The 17138-nt window shown below is 51.6% G+C and carries 15 protein-coding genes; 10 read left to right on the top strand and 5 right to left on the bottom strand.

The genetic code is table 11. The annotated features are described in order from the left end of the window. The first annotated feature begins 46 nt into the window (after positions 1–46). The 10 genes from JT719_RS11180 to JT719_RS11135 all read left to right on the top strand — a co-directional run bounded on the left by JT719_RS11180 (position 47) and on the right by JT719_RS11135 (position 10977). Entirely contained in the window at positions 47–586 is a 540-nt protein-coding gene (locus tag JT719_RS11180) for an NADH-quinone oxidoreductase subunit NuoE family protein (RefSeq protein WP_207433145.1), read from the top strand. After that, positions 568–1911, top strand: a complete 1344-nt coding sequence (gene nuoF, locus JT719_RS11175; protein WP_207433143.1) for an NADH-quinone oxidoreductase subunit NuoF — start codon at positions 568–570, stop codon at positions 1909–1911. Before JT719_RS11180 ends, nuoF begins: the two co-directional genes overlap by 19 nt. A gap of 362 nt (positions 1912–2273) precedes the next feature. Next, the gene (locus tag JT719_RS11170; protein WP_205501546.1) at positions 2274–3278 is read left to right on the top strand and encodes an NADH-quinone oxidoreductase subunit G; all 1005 of its coding nucleotides are present in this window, start codon (positions 2274–2276) and stop codon (positions 3276–3278) included. Beyond that, a complete protein-coding gene (nuoH, locus tag JT719_RS11165; protein ID WP_207433141.1) occupies positions 3278–4333 on the top strand; it encodes an NADH-quinone oxidoreductase subunit NuoH in 1056 nt (351 codons plus the stop codon). The genes JT719_RS11170 and nuoH overlap by 1 nt, the downstream gene beginning before the upstream one ends. A 74-nt stretch (positions 4334–4407) precedes the next feature. Then, positions 4408–4914, top strand: coding sequence for a NuoI/complex I 23 kDa subunit family protein (locus tag JT719_RS11160; protein WP_242693141.1), 507 nt, complete (start codon positions 4408–4410; stop codon positions 4912–4914). A gap of 32 nt (positions 4915–4946) precedes the next feature. Next, positions 4947–5462 carry an NADH-quinone oxidoreductase subunit J family protein gene (locus JT719_RS11155; protein ID WP_205501549.1) on the top strand — a complete coding sequence of 172 codons (516 nt, stop codon included), beginning with the start codon at positions 4947–4949 and terminating at the stop codon, positions 5460–5462. A gap of 295 nt (positions 5463–5757) precedes the next feature. Further along, positions 5758–6087, top strand: coding sequence for an NADH-quinone oxidoreductase subunit NuoK (gene nuoK / locus JT719_RS11150; RefSeq protein WP_123131430.1), 330 nt, complete (start codon positions 5758–5760; stop codon positions 6085–6087). Between the two features lie 58 nt (positions 6088–6145). Further along, positions 6146–8101, top strand: a complete 1956-nt coding sequence (gene nuoL / locus JT719_RS11145) for an NADH-quinone oxidoreductase subunit L (protein ID WP_207433139.1) — start codon at positions 6146–6148, stop codon at positions 8099–8101. Positions 8102–8112: 11 nt separating this feature from the next. After that, positions 8113–9561 carry a complex I subunit 4 family protein gene (locus tag JT719_RS11140; protein ID WP_207433137.1) on the top strand — a complete coding sequence of 483 codons (1449 nt, stop codon included), beginning with the start codon at positions 8113–8115 and terminating at the stop codon, positions 9559–9561. A 39-nt stretch (positions 9562–9600) separates the two neighbouring features. Next, positions 9601–10977 carry an NADH-quinone oxidoreductase subunit N gene (locus JT719_RS11135; protein ID WP_207433135.1) on the top strand — a complete coding sequence of 459 codons (1377 nt, stop codon included), beginning with the start codon at positions 9601–9603 and terminating at the stop codon, positions 10975–10977. 305 nt (positions 10978–11282) lie between these two features. On the opposite strand, the gene JT719_RS11130 is transcribed toward JT719_RS11135, so the two are convergent. From JT719_RS11130 to aspS, 5 genes are all read right to left on the bottom strand, one after another. Further along, positions 11283–12002 (bottom strand): DUF2625 domain-containing protein, encoded by a 720-nt coding sequence (locus JT719_RS11130; RefSeq protein ID WP_207433133.1) that lies wholly within the window; start codon positions 12000–12002, stop codon positions 11283–11285. 75 nt (positions 12003–12077) lie between these two features. Then, positions 12078–12794 carry a LytR/AlgR family response regulator transcription factor gene (locus JT719_RS11125; RefSeq protein WP_207433131.1) on the bottom strand — a complete coding sequence of 239 codons (717 nt, stop codon included), beginning with the start codon at positions 12792–12794 and terminating at the stop codon, positions 12078–12080. Beyond that, a complete protein-coding gene (locus tag JT719_RS11120; RefSeq protein ID WP_207433130.1) occupies positions 12775–13830 on the bottom strand; it encodes a sensor histidine kinase in 1056 nt (351 codons plus the stop codon). The genes JT719_RS11125 and JT719_RS11120 overlap by 20 nt, the downstream gene beginning before the upstream one ends. Before the next feature lie 6 nt (positions 13831–13836). Further along, entirely contained in the window at positions 13837–14703 is an 867-nt protein-coding gene (locus tag JT719_RS11115) for an alpha/beta fold hydrolase (protein ID WP_207433128.1), read from the bottom strand. Between the two features lie 447 nt (positions 14704–15150). Next, positions 15151–16902: an aspartate--tRNA ligase gene (gene aspS / locus JT719_RS11110; RefSeq protein ID WP_207433126.1), complete on the bottom strand. Its 1752-nt coding sequence runs from the start codon at positions 16900–16902 to the stop codon at positions 15151–15153. Between the last annotated feature and the right edge of the window lie 236 nt (positions 16903–17138).

The following is a 17138-nucleotide window of genomic DNA, read 5'->3' as shown; positions in this document are numbered from 1 at the left end:
TTCCCAAGCCTGCCGCAAGGCAGCTTTTATACCTGCCATTGACCAAATGGATCAAACAGTAGAAAAAAAAGAAGTACAGTTCTCGGAAGGGGCCATGGCCGAAATCCGGCGCTACATTTCGCATTACCCAGAAGGACGGCAGAAATCTGCCATCCTGCCTATCCTGCACATCGCGCAAGCGGAGTTTGGCGGATGGGTGAGCCCCGAGGTAATGGACAAAGTGGCCGAAATCCTGAATATCCTGCCCATTGAAGTGTACGAGGTAGCCACCTTCTACACCATGTTCAACCTGAAGCCGGTAGGCAAGCACGTGTTGGAAGTATGCCGCACCGGTCCTTGCATGCTGCGTGGCTCAGACCAACTGATTGAGCACCTGGAGAACCGCCTGGGCTGCAAAGTGGGCGAGACCTCTGCCGATGGCAACTTCACCCTGAAAACCGTGGAATGCTTAGCCTCTTGCGGAACTGGCCCAATGTTGCAGGTACGCGAGAAATTCTACGAGAACCTAGACCCCGCCAGCGCTGACCAGATGCTGGAAGAGCTGAAAGCCTTAACTGTAAGGAAACCATGGGAAGAAAATTATTAACTGAACATATCAACGTTGAAGGCATTCAGTCCTTTGACGTGTATCGCAAGCACGGCGGGTACGCCTCAGTAGAGAAAGCCCTCAAAACCATGACCCCTGAGGAAGTGGTGGAAGAGGTGAAAGCTTCTGGCTTAAGAGGCCGGGGTGGTGCCGGTTTCCCTACCGGTATGAAGTGGAGCTTCCTGGCCAAGCCAGAAGGCAAGCCACGTTACCTGGTGTGCAACGCCGACGAATCAGAGCCGGGTACTTTCAAAGATCGGTACCTGATGGAGAAACTGCCGCACCTCTTAATTGAGGGCATGATTACCTCCAGCTACGCTTTGGGCTGCCGCACTTCCTATATCTACATCCGTGGAGAATTGTTGTACGTGCTGCGCATTCTGGAGAAAGCCATTGCCGAGGCGTACGCCAACGGTTTCCTGGGCGAGAATATCCTGGGCAGCGGTTACTCCTTAGACTTGCACGTACACCCAGGCGGTGGCGCGTACATCTGTGGCGAGGAAACGGCGCTGTTAGAGTCTCTGGAAGGCAAGCGCGGTAATCCACGTAACAAGCCTCCGTTCCCAGCGGTTTGGGGGCTTTACGGTTGCCCAACTGTGGTGAACAACGTGGAGTCTATTGCTACGGTGCCGTGGATTGTGACCAACACCGGAGCAGAATACGCCAAGTTTGGGGTAGGCCGTAGTGCGGGTACCAAGCTGATCTCTGCGGGTGGTAACATCAACAAACCAGGTGTGTACGAGATTGAGTTGGGCGTTCCGGTAGAGGAATTTATCTACTCAGACGAGTACTGCGGCGGTATCTGGAAAGGCCGCGACATGAAAGCGGTGATTGCCGGAGGTTCTTCCGTTCCAATCCTGCCCAAAGAATTAATTCTGAAAACGGCTGCAGGCGAAGACAGATTGATGACCTATGAGTCGCTGTCTGACGGAGGTTTTGCCACGGGTACCATGCTGGGCTCCGGTGGGTTCTTCGTGATGGATGACCATACCTGTATCGTGCGCCACACCTGGACCTTGGCCCGCTTCTATCACCACGAGTCTTGCGGACAGTGCAGCCCGTGCCGTGAAGGAACTGGTTGGATGGAGAAAGTCCTGCACCGCATTGAGTACGGTCACGGCCACATGCACGACATTGACCTGTTGGTGAGTGTTGCCAAGCAGATTGAAGGAAACACCATCTGCCCGTTGGGTGATGCCGCTGCCTGGCCGGTTGCCGCCGCCGTTCGTCACTTCCGCGAGGAGTTTGAATGGCACGTGAAACACCCGCAGGCTGCTACAGCTCCAGGTGCGGTGTTCAACAAAGCTGAATCTGTATTAGCATAAGGATTTCCGTTTTAGGCCGGTTTTATAAAAAACGGGCCTGAAACACAATCTAAAGTAAGCATTCCTGATAAGTCCCCCTTTGAGGGGGTAGGGGGATGACAAAGAGGTTAGAAGAACCGATAACTCACTTTAAACGCGAAAGGGAATTGATGCTCGGAAATGCAAATGTCAGCACGAGATATCATCCCCCTACCCCCTTCAAAGGGGGACGAAATGCGTGAAGCTGGTTCTGACTAGAAGTAAGTAAAGTGCTGTTTAGAGGCAGTTTTCCTGAAAAGAGACTCTAAACAGAAATACAACTAAATAGCCATTTGCTGAATGTTCACAACAAGTAACAATCAGCAATCAACAATAAACAAAACATGGTAAAGATTACTTTTGATGGCATAGAGGTGGAGGTAGAGGAAGGAACTACCATCCTCAACGCAGCCCGTAAAATCGGCGGTGAGGTGGTGCCCCCAGCCATGTGCTACTATACTCCTTTAAAAGGAAGCGGTGGTAAATGCCGCGCGTGCCTGGTGAAAGTGGCGGCTGGCTCAGCCAAAGATCCTCGACCAATGCCTAAGTTGGTGGCCAGTTGCGTGACTCCGGTACAGGACGGTATGGTGGTGGAAAACACCACGAACCCAGATGTACTGGCTGCCCGCAAAGGCGTAGTGGAGATGCTGTTGATCAATCACCCCCTGGATTGCCCTATCTGCGACCAGGCTGGGGAGTGCGACCTGCAGAACTTCGCCTACGAGCACGGTACTTCCGGCACCCGTTACGAAGAAGAGCGCCGCACCTTTGATAAAATCGACATCGGACCATTGGTGCAGCTGCACATGACGCGCTGTATCCTGTGCTACCGCTGCGTGTACACCGCCAACCAGATCACTGATAAGCGCGTGCACGGTGTGTTGGGCCGGGGCGATGCCGCCGAGATTGGAACCTACATTGAAAACGTGATTGACAACGATTTCTCCGGAAACGTGATTGACGTGTGCCCGGTAGGTGCTTTGACTGACAAGACGTTCCGCTTCAAAAACCGCGTGTGGTTCACCAAACCGGTAGACGCGCACCGCGATTGTCCGAAGTGTTCTGGTAAAACCGTGCTGTGGATGCGGGGGAATGACGTGCTACGCGTTACGGCCCGCAAAGACCAGTACAACGAGGTACAGGAGTTCATCTGTAACGAGTGCCGCTTTGACCACAAAGACCCGAACGACTGGACCATTGAAGGCCCTCGCAAGATTGACCGTGGCTCGGTAATTTCTACCAACCACTACGAGTTGCCGGTGTTGAACGTGCCGGTGGTGCCTAACTTACCGGGCTCTACCGAAGAAGATTTGAAAGACACTCCTTTTAACTTAGGAAGACACGCATAATGGAGCTATCCTTATTATTAATCAAAGCACTCATCATCCTGGCCGTTTTCGGGGTTACGTTGCTGATTGCCACTTATTCTACCTACGCCGAGCGTAAAGTAGCTGCTTTCATTCAGGACCGCGTGGGGCCTAACCGGGCGGGACCGTTCGGGTTAGCACAGCCTTTGGCCGATGCGGTGAAGCTGTTCTTCAAAGAAGAGTTTGTGCCCGCTAACGCGAACAAGTTCCTGTTCATTGCCGGACCATCGCTGGCCATGTTAACGGCTTGTATGTCCAGCGCGGTGATTCCGTTTGGCGGTACCTTAATCATTGGCGGTGAGGCTATTCACTTGCAGGCTATTGAGGTGAACATCGGGATTCTGTACGTGTTCGGGATCGTGGCCTTAGGGGTGTACGGCATCATGATTGGCGGTTGGGCTTCCAACAACAAGTTCTCGCTGTTGGGAGCTATCCGGGCGGCGTCGCAGAACATCAGCTATGAGCTGGCCATGGGGATGTCTATCATCGCCTTGTTGCTGGTAACCGGCACCTTGTCTATGCGCGACATCGCGGCTCAGCAGGGGCAAGAGCTGTTCGGGATTTCTGGTTTGAACTGGAACATTTTCTACCAACCCCTGGGCTTCCTGATCTTCATTGTCTGCGCTTTCGCGGAGACCAACCGCGTACCGTTTGACTTACCTGAGTGCGAGACCGAATTGATTGGCGGGTACCACACCGAGTATAGCTCTATGGGAATGGGCTTGTACCTGTTTGCCGAGTACGTGAACATCTTCGTGGCTTCGGCGGTAATGGCCACCCTGTACTTCGGGGGGTATAATTTCCCGTTCATGAACCAGTTAGGTTTGCCGCACAACGTGGTGACCATTCTGGGTACTCTGGTGCTGTTTGGTAAAATCTTCTTCTTCATCTTCTTCTTCATGTGGGTACGCTGGACCTTGCCGCGTTTCCGCTATGACCAGTTGATGAACCTGGGCTGGAAGATCTTGATTCCGTTGTCCATTGCCAACGTGATCATCACCGGCGGTGCCATTCTGCTAAAGCAGGAGTTGTTCTAAGCACAATATGAATAGGAGGGGAGCAGCCCTCAAAACTGCTCCTCTGCCAGATCATTTAAGAGTTTATAAGAGACATGCAATCACTTAGTAATAGAGCTAAAAAGCTGGAGAAGAAACCCATGACCATGTCGGAGAGAATGTATCTTCCGGCTATTTTCCAGGGGTTGTCTATCACCATGCGTCACTTCTTCAAGAAGAAAGCGACCATTAAATATCCAGAGGAAACCCGCCCTATGAGTGCTGTGTGGCGTGGTCTGCACGTGCTTAAGCGTGATGAGAAGGGGAGAGAGCGTTGCACAGCCTGCGGTCTGTGCGCGGTGGCGTGTCCGGCCGAAGCCATTACCATGGTGGCCGGGGAACGCAAGCGCGGCGAGGAGCACCTGTACCGCGAGGAGAAATACGCGGTGAGCTACGAGATTAACATGCTGCGTTGCATCTTCTGCGGCCTTTGTGAGGAAGCCTGCCCTAAAGCGGCTATCTTCCTGCAGAACGATAAACTGGCTCCGGCCCGCTACGAGCGCGATGAGTTCATCTACGGCAAAGACCGTCTGGTAGAGCCCATGCCCATTCAAAATCAATAATCCGCTGCCACCGCGCATCACCTATAACCATTATGACGGGTAATCTTTTTTACTTTCTCACTTTTCTCACGCTGTTTGCCGCTATTGGGGTAGTTGCCTCTAAAAACCCCGTGTACAGCGTATTGTTCATGATCCTGACTTTCTTCGCGCTTACCGGGCATTATATCATGCTCAATGCCCAGTTCCTGGCGGCGGTGAACTTTATTGTGTACATGGGCGCCATCATGGTGTTGTTCCTCTTTGTAATTATGTTCCTGAACATGCGCGAAGACACCGAGCAGCACAAACCTATGCTAAGCAAAATTGCCGCGGCCATTGCCGGAGGTATCTTGTTTGTGGTGATGATTGCCGCCTTGAAAGACGTGAACACCCAACTGGCCACTACCGCCGTGTTTGACTCGCAGATAGGCATGGTGGAGAACCTGGGGAAAGTGCTTTTCAGGGATTACCTGTTGCCGTTTGAGTTAGCGTCTGTGTTGTTCCTGGCAGCGATGGCGGGTGCCGTAATGCTGGGTAAGCGCGAGCCGGGCGAGCAGAATAGATTCTAAGTCTCTTTCAAGAGGCTGAAAAAGGACAGCTATCCACGTTGTCCTTTTTTATTGCCACTGCCGCAAGCCATTTTAGGGCTGTTTTCCTGAAATCAGGGCCAAAATAGGATAGCGTTTCTGGCAGGAGGCCCATCGTTTTAGAGGCTTTTTCCTGAAAATAGCTTTAAAACGCCAACAGAAGAGTGCCAGCTGCCCGGTAGAGGGTGGCTTTTCATATGGTTTTACCAAAAAATGGGAATAACTTTGGGCGCTGTTGTCAAGCGCGTCCAACGCTTATTTCACCAACGTATTTATCATGAATGATATTCCTGAGGTCATTAGGACCATCCCGCTGAACTATTACCTGTTTTTCAGCACCGCTCTTTTTTGTATCGGGATTATTGGGGTACTCACCCGCCGCAACGCCATCATTATCTTCATGTGCATTGAGTTGATGCTCAATTCTGTGAACCTGTTGCTGACGGCTTTCTCTTCGTACCGTTCAGACCCCAACGGACAGATTTTCGTGTTTTTCATCATGGCAGTGGCCGCCGCCGAGGTGGCCGTGGGTTTGGCCATCATTGTGATGATTTACCGGAACGTGCGTTCCACCGACATCAACATCCTGAACAAACTGAAATGGTAAAGCGGGTTTCCGCTCTGCTGAATCTCTAAAGAATACCGTTCCATTTACGTTTTAACAAATGCAAGAATTTATTTTGCCGGCAAACAACGCTGAGATGACCTGGGTGTGTTTGCTGATTCCGCTCCTGCCGCTGATCGGGTTCCTGATCAACGGGCTGGGTAACCGGAAATTGCCGAAAGGGCTGGCGGGACTGGTGGGTTGTGCCACCGTAATCGGTTCATTCCTGCTGTCATTGTACCTATTCTTCGGGTTTGAAGGTTACGGCAACCGTCCGTATACGACAGATATTTTCAATTGGATCAACGTAGGCGCCCTGCGTATTCCGTTCTCGTTCCAGATTGACCAACTATCGCTTATCATGCTGCTGTTGGTAACGGGCGTAGGATCGGTGATCCACATCTACTCGGCGGGCTACATGAGCCATGACGAGAACTTCGGTAAATTCTTCGCATTCCTGAACCTGTTCGTGTTCTCCATGCTCCTGCTGGTGATGGGGTCTAACTACGTGATGATGTTCGTGGGTTGGGAAGGTGTGGGGCTTTGCTCGTACCTGCTCATCGGGTTCTGGAACAAGGTCACGCCGTATAACAACGCCGCCAAGAAAGCTTTTATCATCAACCGCATCGGGGACCTGGGCTTCTTGCTGGGTATTTTCCTGATTTTCATTACCTACGGAAGCGTGAGCTACGGCGAGGTCTTCAACCAGGCTTCTCAGTTGAGCGAGGTGAACGATGGTGTAGTAGTAGCCATTACCCTGCTGCTGTTTGTAGGCGCGATGGGTAAATCAGCTCAATTACCGCTTTACACCTGGCTGCCAGACGCGATGGCCGGTCCAACTCCGGTTTCTGCCCTCATCCACGCCGCTACCATGGTGACGGCCGGTATCTACATGGTCATCCGTTCCAACGTGTTGTACACCCTGGCACCAGATACGCTGGAGATTGTTGCCATTATTGGTTTGGCTACTGCGCTGTTTGCCGCTACCATCGGTCTCTTCCAAAACGACATTAAAAAAGTATTGGCTTACTCTACGGTAAGTCAGCTGGGTTATATGTTCCTGGCCTTGGGCGTAATGGCGTATTCATCTTCGCTCTTCCACGTATTGACGCACGCCTTCTTCAAAGCACTTCTGTTCCTGGGTGCCGGTAGCGTGATTCACGCCATGAGCGGCGAGCAGGACCTGCGTAGAATGGGTGGCCTGAAAAAAGCGCTGCCGGTTACGTTTTTGACCTTCTTAATCGGGACGCTGGCTATTTCCGGTATTCCGCCGTTTGCCGGTTTCTTCTCGAAAGACGAGTTGCTGGCGCACGTGTTCATGCACAGCAAAGTGATGTGGGCCTTCGGTCTGTTGACCTCGTTCATGACCGCGTTCTACATGTTCCGTCTGCTGTATCTGGCTTTCTACGGCGAGTTCAGAGGCACTGAGGAGCAACGCCATCACCTGCACGAATCTCCGGCCGTGATGACCATTCCATTGATTATCCTGGCAATACTTTCCACCATTGGAGGGTTCATGGGCTTGCCGGCGGTATTCAGCGAGAACCACATGCTGGGTAACTTCCTGTCGCCGGTGTATGAACTGGCCAGAAGATCTGTGCCGAGCGCGTTTGAAGCACACCACTTATCCCACGAAACCGAGTACATTTTGATGGCCGTTTCAGTCGCGGTTGCGGTGGTGGCTATTATCCTGGCTTACGTCATCTACGGCAAGAAAAGAACCGTTCCCGCCGAGGAAGGGGCTGCCCTGTCGCCGCTGCACAAGCTGGTGTACAACAAATACTACGTGGATGAACTCTATAACGGGCTGTTTGTGAAACCTGTGATGGGCTTGTCTACCGGTCTGTACCGCTTTGTGGAGAAAGGCATCATTGACCCCATTGTGAACGGGTTTGGGAAAGCCACTTTAGGCGGAGGCCGTACGCTGCGCTTCGTGCAGAGCGGCGCCATAGGCTCTTACCTGCTCCTGATGGTGCTGGGCATCGCGTTAATCTTATTGCTGAACTTTATTATCTGATACTGCCAAACATGTTAACCGCTTTATTAATCTTATGGCCGGCTCTGGCCGCACTGCTGGTACTGTTGGTAAAAGGACAGGGAGCCAAGAGAATCGCGTTTGGCGCGGCTTTGGCAGAGCTGGTGCTGGGAGTATGGGCCTGGATCAATTTCACCCCGAACGCCAGTACTCAATTCCTGCTCAATGAACCCTGGATTGCCGAGGCCGGCATTATGTTCAAAGTAGGCATGGATGGCATCAGCTTGCTCATGGTCCTGTTGACCGTGTTCCTGGTACCCTTGATCATCCTGTCTACGTTCAAGCACAACTACGAGAAGCCTTCTTCTTTCTACGCGCTTATCCTGTTCATGCAAACCGGTCTGGTGGGTGTGTTCACCGCGCTGGATGCCTTTGTGTTCTACTTCTTCTGGGAAGTAGCCTTGATCCCGATCTACTTCATTGCAGGGATGTGGGGCGGCGAGAACCGGGTACGCGTAACGTTCAAATTTTTCATCTACACCGTATTTGGCTCTCTGTTCATGCTGGCCGCGTTCGTGTACCTGTACTTCCAGACGCCGGGCACGCACAGTTCTGAGGAAGTAGCTTTCTACCAATTAGTGCTGGATGCCGGTACCCAAAGCTGGCTGTTCTGGTTCCTGTTCATCGCTTTCGCTATCAAAATGCCGGTGTTCCCATTCCATACTTGGCAACCCGATACCTACTCTGAGGCTCCTGCCGCCGGTACTATGCTTCTGTCTGGTATCATGCTGAAGATGGGTATTTACGGTGCGTTGCGTTGGTTACTGCCAGTAGTGCCGTTGGGCGTAAGCCAGTGGTCTACGGTGGTGCTGGTGTTGGCCATCATCGGGATTATCTACGGGGCGATCATCGCCATCCGTCAGCAGGACCTGAAGCGCCTGGTGGCATTTTCTTCTGTCTCGCACGTGGGCTTGATTGCCGCCGGTTTGTTCACCTTGAACGAGCACGGAATGCAGGGCGCCATGGTGCAGATGCTGAGCCACGGGATTAACGTGGTAGGCATGTTCTTCATCATTGACATCATTCAGAGCCGCATCGGGACCCGCGAGATCGCCGCTATGGGCGGAATCACGCAGAACACACCATTTATGTCGGTTTGCTTTCTGGTATTGTTGCTGGGAACGGTGGCCCTGCCGCTTACCAACGGGTTTGTGGGCGAGTTCCTGCTTCTGATGGGCGTGTACCAGTACAACAACTGGATGGGCGCTATTGCTGGTCTTACCATCATCCTGGGAGCCGTGTACATGTTGCGCATGTTCCAGCGCGTGATGTTTGGCGAGCAAAACGAGATTACCAGAGGCTTCACTGATCTTACTTTCAACGAGAAAGCCGTGTTGGTGCCGCTGGTAGTGATGGTGTTCTGGATTGGCTTACACCCTAACACGTTTTTGAGCCTTTCTGAACCGTCCGTGCTGAAACTATTGGACGTGATCAAACGCTAACCCCGACGCTATTTCAATTACAGGAGAAATTACCTGCTCATGACATCCATAATTCTACTCTCCATATTCGGTATCCTGAACCTGTTCGTTGGGTTCATGAAATCCAAAAGAGTGCTCATGCCCGTGGTGTTGCTGTTTTTGGCAGTAGCCTTGGGTGCAACCCTGTTTGACTGGAACCAGCCGAAAAGCTATTTCAGCAACATGCTCTCCACCGATAACTTCTCCGTTGGTTTTACGGCGGTGATGGTGGTGTCTACTTTGCTCATTCTGCCGTTTTCCCGTCGGTACGCCATCAACGAGAACGCCAACCTGGCTGAGTATTACTCTCTGTTGCTGTTCTCGCTAGTGGGCGGCATCATGATGGTGTCCTATGAAAACCTGCTGATTCTGTTTGTGGGCATCGAGATCATGTCTATCAGCATGTACATTCTGGCCGGTTCTGATAAACGCAACATCCTTTCCAACGAGGCTTCCATGAAGTACTTCCTCATGGGGTCGTTCTTTACCGGTATCCTGCTGTTTGGCGTGGCTTTGTTGTACGGGGCCACTGGTGCCTTCTACCTGACGGATATCGCCGCGGCTGCTACCAGAATGGATCCGGCTACGGCTCCGCTGCTGTTGATGGGCTTGCTGCTGGTATTGACCGGTATCACTTTCAAGATTGGTGCGGCTCCTTTCCACTTCTGGACTCCAGACGTGTACGAAGGAACACCAACCGTTTTCACCAGCTACATGTCTACCGTGGTGAAAACCGCTGGTATTGCCGCTTTCTACAAACTGATGTCGGCTGCTTTTGGTGGGGTGTACGATCAGTGGTTCCCAACGGTAGTAGCCATTACGGTGCTTACGCTGTTGATCGGGAACATTGGAGCCGTAACGCAAACCAGCATGAAACGGATGCTGGCGTACTCCAGTATCTCGCACGCGGGTTACCTGATGATCGCCCTGACTTCTTTCAACGACCGCTCCGAGAACGCCATTCTGTTTTACTCCCTGGCGTACGCCGTGGCTACTATTGCTGCCTTTGGTGTGATGAAGTACGTGTCTGATGAGCGCGGTTCTGATGAGTATGCCGCCTTCAATGGCTTGGGTAAAACCAACCCGCTGCTCGCTTTTGTCATGACTGTTGCCATGCTGTCATTGGCGGGTATTCCGTTGACCGGAGGTTTCTTCGGGAAGCTGTTCTTGTTCTCCGCAGCGCTGGAGCAAGACATGGTTTGGCTGATTGTGATTGCCGTGTTGATGTCTGCCGTAGGTATCTACTACTACTTCAGAGTGATTATTGCCATGTACATGAAAGAGCCAGCCGGTGACCGCATCGCTTTAGATCCTTTGGCTACTTTCACCTTGATTTCACTGGTGGTTCTCACCGTCTTGATGGGGGTGGCACCAGGCCTGTTCAGCAATTTGCTGTAAGACTAACTCCGTCTTAGATAAAGCAGAAGAGGCGCCTTTGGGCGCCTCTTCTGCTTTATCGTGTTTTGGATATATTTTGTGAAAAGTAGGCTTGAAAAGCTTTCGGCGGAGACACTCGTAGGAGCTGCGCACACTACGAGGTCTCTTGAGCCAACTATATATCGGCAGGAGAAACAAAAACCTCACAGGTTTTAAAAAAAACTGTGAGGTTTAAACTTACTTAAGCAACAGTCTGTATGACCTCGTAATGTGCGCAGCTCCTACGAGTGTCTCACCCTAAAGACAGGTCTACCTTGTCTCTGCTTTTACTTATTATACAACAACCACAGCTCTTCTATAGGCACATCCTTTCTGCTAACCTTGTTGATGTCTTTTCCTTCGGAAGTCCAGAGGTATGGGAAACAATGGATGCCTCGGTCCCCGGCAAGCTTCTTTACGTCTGCTTCCCAGCCTTTCCAGCGCATGCCTTCATAAAAGCCTGCTAAGTTGGCAGAGAAACAAAATCGAAGAAATTCTGAATAACCCAGTTCAGTGGGTTCCCATTGTAGATTATCCGGGGATAAGTAGAAAATCTTTCCGATTTGAGTTTCGCTGATTGCACCTGCATTGATCGCAAAGAACCCGCCCAAGGCATCATCCGCTACCAATAAAAACGAGGGCTGTTCTCCCTCTGTTAAGTAGGATTTGCCTTTGTTCCAAGCCATCAGGCTCCTTGGTAGCCGAGGAGAACCTGAACCCAGAATTCTTAGCCAGCCATTGTCAATCAGAATGCCGCCTGTTTCATAGATCACCGCTCCCATAGGCGAGCGGGTAGTCACCTGTGCCTGCAGCAAGGCGGCATCGGCGTTGGCTTGGGTTTTGGGAAGCACTTCCACTTTGTTTTTGGCTTCTTTCATCCAGGTAGTAACCAAATCCCAACCAGGTTCCTGGGTGTTGATGAGCTCCTTCAAGGTTCGTTTGGGTTGCCCCTGGCCATAGACCTGGATACAACAGCACAGCAATAGGAACAGGAGGAGGTTTTTCATTAGATTAGGCTTAGCCGGGAAGATAGCAGAAAACCTGTTTTTAACCCGTATTTTGAGAAAGAGCGGCTAAACGTTTTATAAGCTCATCAACTCCTTAAACACCTGAGTCTGCCGGCGGCTTACTTCCACTTCTTCGCCGCCTCTGAGTTGAAGTTTGATGCTGCCGCTGAACCAGGGATTGATCTGTTCAATGTAGTTCACGTTGATGATCTGTTGGCGGTTAGCCCTGAAGAACACCTTCGGGTTTAAGCGGCCCTCCAGGTAATTCAATGATTTTAAAATACAGGGGCGTTCCTGGTCAAAATACAGGAAGGCGTAGTTGCCGTTAGATTCAATTAATCTTACCTGCTTTAGCGTCACAAACCAGCACCGCTCCCCGTCTTTCACAAACACGCGGTCTTCTTCGCTCAGCAAAGGACTAGCTGCAGCAGGTTTAGCGGGCTGGTGATTGGCCAGGGCTTTTTCCACAGCTTGCCGGAGCCGGTTTTCCTCAATAGGTTTCATGAGGTAGTCCAGGGCATTCCTTTCGAAGGCTTTGAGCGCATATTGGTCATAGGCGGTAGTGAAAATTACCTGCGGCGTGTGTCCCAGTTCTTCTAACAGCTCAAATCCGTTTTTCTGGGGCAAATGGATGTCCAGAAACAGCAGATCGGGCCGATGTTCTTCAATCAAGATAATGCCTTCCTCGGCGTTTTCGGCTTCCCCCACCAACTCCAGCTCCGGAAACTTTGTTAACAGGTGTTTCAATTCCAGGCGGGCCAGTCTGGAATCTTCAATGATGCAGATTTTCATAGTCTTTGAAAGGAAGAGTAAGGGTGGCGGTTACGCTGGTGTCAGATGATTTGGCAAGCAGGAAGGTTCCTTGCTGCTCAAGCGAGTGATTTACCCGTTCCAGTAACCGTTCAATGCCTATGCCAGCAGGGGCCGTGCCGTTTTTTAGGCTGCCGGTGTTTTCTACCTGTACCTGTAGGTGCCCGTTCTGCCGATAGAGGGAAAGTTGGATTTGCCCGCCTTTGGGTTGGGTGGAGATGCCGTGCTTGATGGCGTTCTCCACCAGCAGCTGAATGCTCATAGGCGGAATAGCGGCCGTCATGACCTGGGCAGGAACCTGGGCGGAGAACTCCAGCTTTTCCTCAAAATGGATTTTCTCCAAAGCCACGTAATGGTCCAGAAATTCCAGTTCTTCGGCCACGCTTACCAGATTGTTTCTGTTATACCCAATCACGTACCGCATCATGGCCGACAGGCGGGTAATCATTTCCCGTGCCTTGGCCGGGTCTTCCAGTACCAATGACCGGATGTTGTTGAGGCTGTTGAACAGAAAGTGCGGATTCAGTTGTGATCTGATGACTTCCAACTCGGCTTCCCTCAAAGAAAGTTGGAGCTTCAATGTCTCCACTTCCTTCGCTTTCCATTGCTGAATGGCCTGGTAGGCGAAGTAGATCGCCGACCAAAAACTCAGAATCACCAGCCCGTTCAGGCAGTACATCAGTAAGTACCCAAAGTTGTACTCCTGCCAGGTGAACATGCCCAGAGCCAGCATGAAGATACTTGTCAGTACCTGTACCACCAGGGAGGCTACTGCATTGTAGCCCAGGATAAGCAATACCAAATGTCCCAACGGGAGCTTAAGCCATTGATACCGATGGCTCAGTTGCCGCTGCAGGTGGGTAGTGGCAAAGAAAATTCCTGTGCCCACAAACTGCACCGCAATCATGCCTGGCTGTCTCTTGAAGAAGAGAAAGCTCATGAGAAGGCCTATAAATAGGTAAAAGGTCCAGCCAATGGCTTGGCAGACCCAGTACCGATGAGGTGAGTGCTTTGGCATGTAATGTTAGTTCTTCTTCAGGAAAGCATCCATTTGCGCGAACATCCAGGTGGGTTCATCAAACATGATGAAGTGCCTGGCGGTATCGGCTACCTTGATTTCTGCGTTAGGCAAGTTAGCGAATTGTGCCTTGAATGTATTGGTGGTCATTTCTTTCGTTATGCCGTACTCTTTGAACCCGTACCAGGCGCCCAACACCAGTACCGGACTTTTGATGGAGGCAATGTCTTTGCGTAGATCAGAGGTGTACATCTCATACATGGCCTGGCCGGTAGTGGCGTAATCAGATTTTCTGCCCCAGTCAATAATCTTCTTGATATGTGCAGAGTCTGCCGCCATGGAGCCCATGTTGGCTTCCTGTTGTTTCTGCATCTGCGGATTAGGAGTGGCCATAGATTTGCGCATTTGGTCAGCCATTGGTTTAATGCTTTCTACCGTGGCATTAGGGTTCCGCACCGCCCCAATAAAGGGCAGACCGTCTACGCATACCACTTTCCCAAACATATCAGGCGCTTTCACGCTCAAGGCCAGCACCAGGTACCCGCCCAGGCTGTGCCCCACCAGCACCGGCTTTTTAAGCTTATTTTCCTGAACATAGGCGATAATCTCATCTCTAACGCTATTCAGGAAATGATCTGTTTTCACGGCAGGCTGCCCCGCAAAGCCCGGAAGCGTAAGCACGTAACAGGTGTAGTTTTTCTGGTAGTGCGCCACTGTCTCATCCCACACCTCGCCAGCCGAGTTAAGGCCGGGAATCAAAATCATGGCCGGGCCTTTACCGGTTTTCACCACGTTGAAAGATGGCGTTTTGGCCTGTACCTGAATGACGAGGATCAAGAGTAGAACAAGAATAGAAGTAATTTTTGCTTTCATGGCTTTATGGGGTTTAGTTGTTTCCGTGATTGATTGAAACAAAGGTGAAGCATGAAAGCCTGATGTTGAAGTGAAATATGATGAGTGGTAAAAGGCCGGGGTGAACGGCGGTTGGATTGGGAGCTGCCAAGTATCAATGGCGATTCAATCCCTTTTTTGAAAACGAAGCCGCAAACAAGGAGGTTGATTTACAACAGAACTGTAGCGTCGTTACACCGTAACGACGTGTCTCTATGGAACAAGGACGCTTCTACTGGCAAGCAGTAACATTCAACCCAAGAAAGGATAAAGAGCGGTTTTAATGGATAGGAACGTTTCTTGCGGTGTGGAACCACGTCGTTACGGTGTAACGACGCTACAGTTCTGACCTCTTCTCCGCAAAAAAGCCGGTGAAGTCTCCAGGACCTCACCGGCTTTCTATAGCCATCAGCAATAAACAATCAGCAATTATTTCACGCGGGTGTCAATCTGCAACTCATCTAGCTGCGCTTGCGCAATAGGGGACGGAGCATCAATCATCACATCACGACCTGAGTTGTTTTTAGGGAACGCGATGAAGTCACGGATAGAATCGGCGCCGCCGAACAAAGAGCACAGACGGTCAAACCCGAAGGCGATACCACCGTGCGGAGGCGCGCCGTACTCAAAGGCATCCAACAGGAACCCGAATTGTGCTTGTGCCTCTTCTGGGGTGAAGCCCAATAGGTTGAACATGCGAGACTGCACGGCCCGGTCATGGATACGGATAGAGCCGCCACCTACTTCCACACCGTTGATGACCATATCATAGGCGTTGGCGCGCACGGCACCGGGGTTGGTGTCAATCAGGTCCATGTCCTCCGGCTTGGGCGAGGTGAACGGGTGGTGCATGGCGTGGTAGCGGTTGCTTTCCTCGTCCCACTCCAGCAGCGGGAAATCCAGCACCCACAGCGTAGAAAAGGTGTCTTTGTCGCGCATGCCCAAACGGGTACCCATCTCCAGACGCAGCTCATTCAGAGCTTTGCGGGTTTTATCAGCTCCGCCAGCTAAAATCAACAGCAAGTCGCCGGGTTGGGCGCTGAAGGCCTGGGCCCATTGCTGTAAATCCTCCGGCGAGTAGAATTTGTCCACGCTTGATTTTACAGAGCCGTCTTCCTGCACGCGGGCGTACACCAAACCAGTGGCACCTACCTGTGGGCGTTTCACGAAATCAGTCAGTTCATCTATCTGTTTGCGGGTGTAGAAAGCGCTGCCGCTGGCGTTGATGCCCACTACCAACTCGGCGTCATCAAATACCTTGAAGCCTTTGTTCTTCACCACATCGTTCAACTCCACAAACTGCATCCCGAAACGGGTGTCCGGTTTGTCTGAACCGTAGAGACGCATGGCATCGGCGTAGGTCATGCGCGGGAAGTCTGCCAACTCTATTCCCTTCACCGTGCGGAACAGGTGCTTCACCAGACCTTCAAAGGTGTTCAGGATGTCTTCCTGGGTCACGAAGGAAAGCTCGCAGTCAATCTGGGTAAACTCCGGCTGACGGTCAGCACGCAGGTCTTCGTCCCGGAAGCATTTCACAATCTGGAAATACTTGTCAAAACCCGACACCATCAAGAGCTGCTTGAAGGTCTGCGGAGACTGCGGCAAGGCGTAGAACTCACCGGGGTTCATGCGGCTGGGCACCACAAAGTCGCGGGCACCTTCAGGTGTGGATTTAATCAATACCGGCGTTTCTACCTCAACGAAGTCTTGGCTATCTAAATAGGAACGAACCTGCTGGGCCATGCGGTGGCGCAGTTCCAGGCTCTTGCGTACCGGTGAGCGGCGCAAGTCCAGGTAGCGGTACTTCATGCGCAGGTCATCGCCGCCGTCGGTCTCGTCCTCGATGAGGAACGGCGGCAGTTTGGCGGGGTTCAGCACCTCCAGCGCGGTTACTTTTATCTCAATGTCGCCGGTGGCGATTTTGTCGTTTTTAGACACGCGCTCAATCACGGTGCCGGTGGCCTTCACCACGAACTCACGACCCAGCGTACGGGCAGTGGCCAGAACGGTAGCATCAGAAACACCCTCTTCCAGGCTCAGCTGCGTGATGCCGTAACGGTCGCGCAAGTCAACCCAAAGCATGCCGCCTTTGTCGCGTGATTTCTGTACCCAACCGGTCAGGGTCACTTCCTGACCAACATTCTCGAGGCGCAATTCGCCGCAGGTGTGTGAACGAAGCATTGTATCTGTTCTTTAGAAACTAAGCCACAAAGGTAACGATTGTTTCATTAGTTGCCGAAACGCGTTTAGGGGCTGTTTTGACAAAAACGGCTTATAAACAAAGTGTCTTGTCTGCCCCGGATAAAAGTGTCCGGAAATAAACTACAGTGTCCAATTTCGGATGAAAGGATTGTTCAGTTGTGAACAGTAAAGCGGGGGCGGTGTTGGTATTGCGTTGATAATCAATAATATATGAT

The organism is Sabulibacter ruber (assembly GCF_017355955.1).
Taxonomy (GTDB): Bacteria; Bacteroidota; Bacteroidia; order Cytophagales; family Hymenobacteraceae; genus Nibribacter; species Nibribacter ruber_A.
This window is presented reverse-complemented; position numbering and strand designations above follow the sequence as displayed.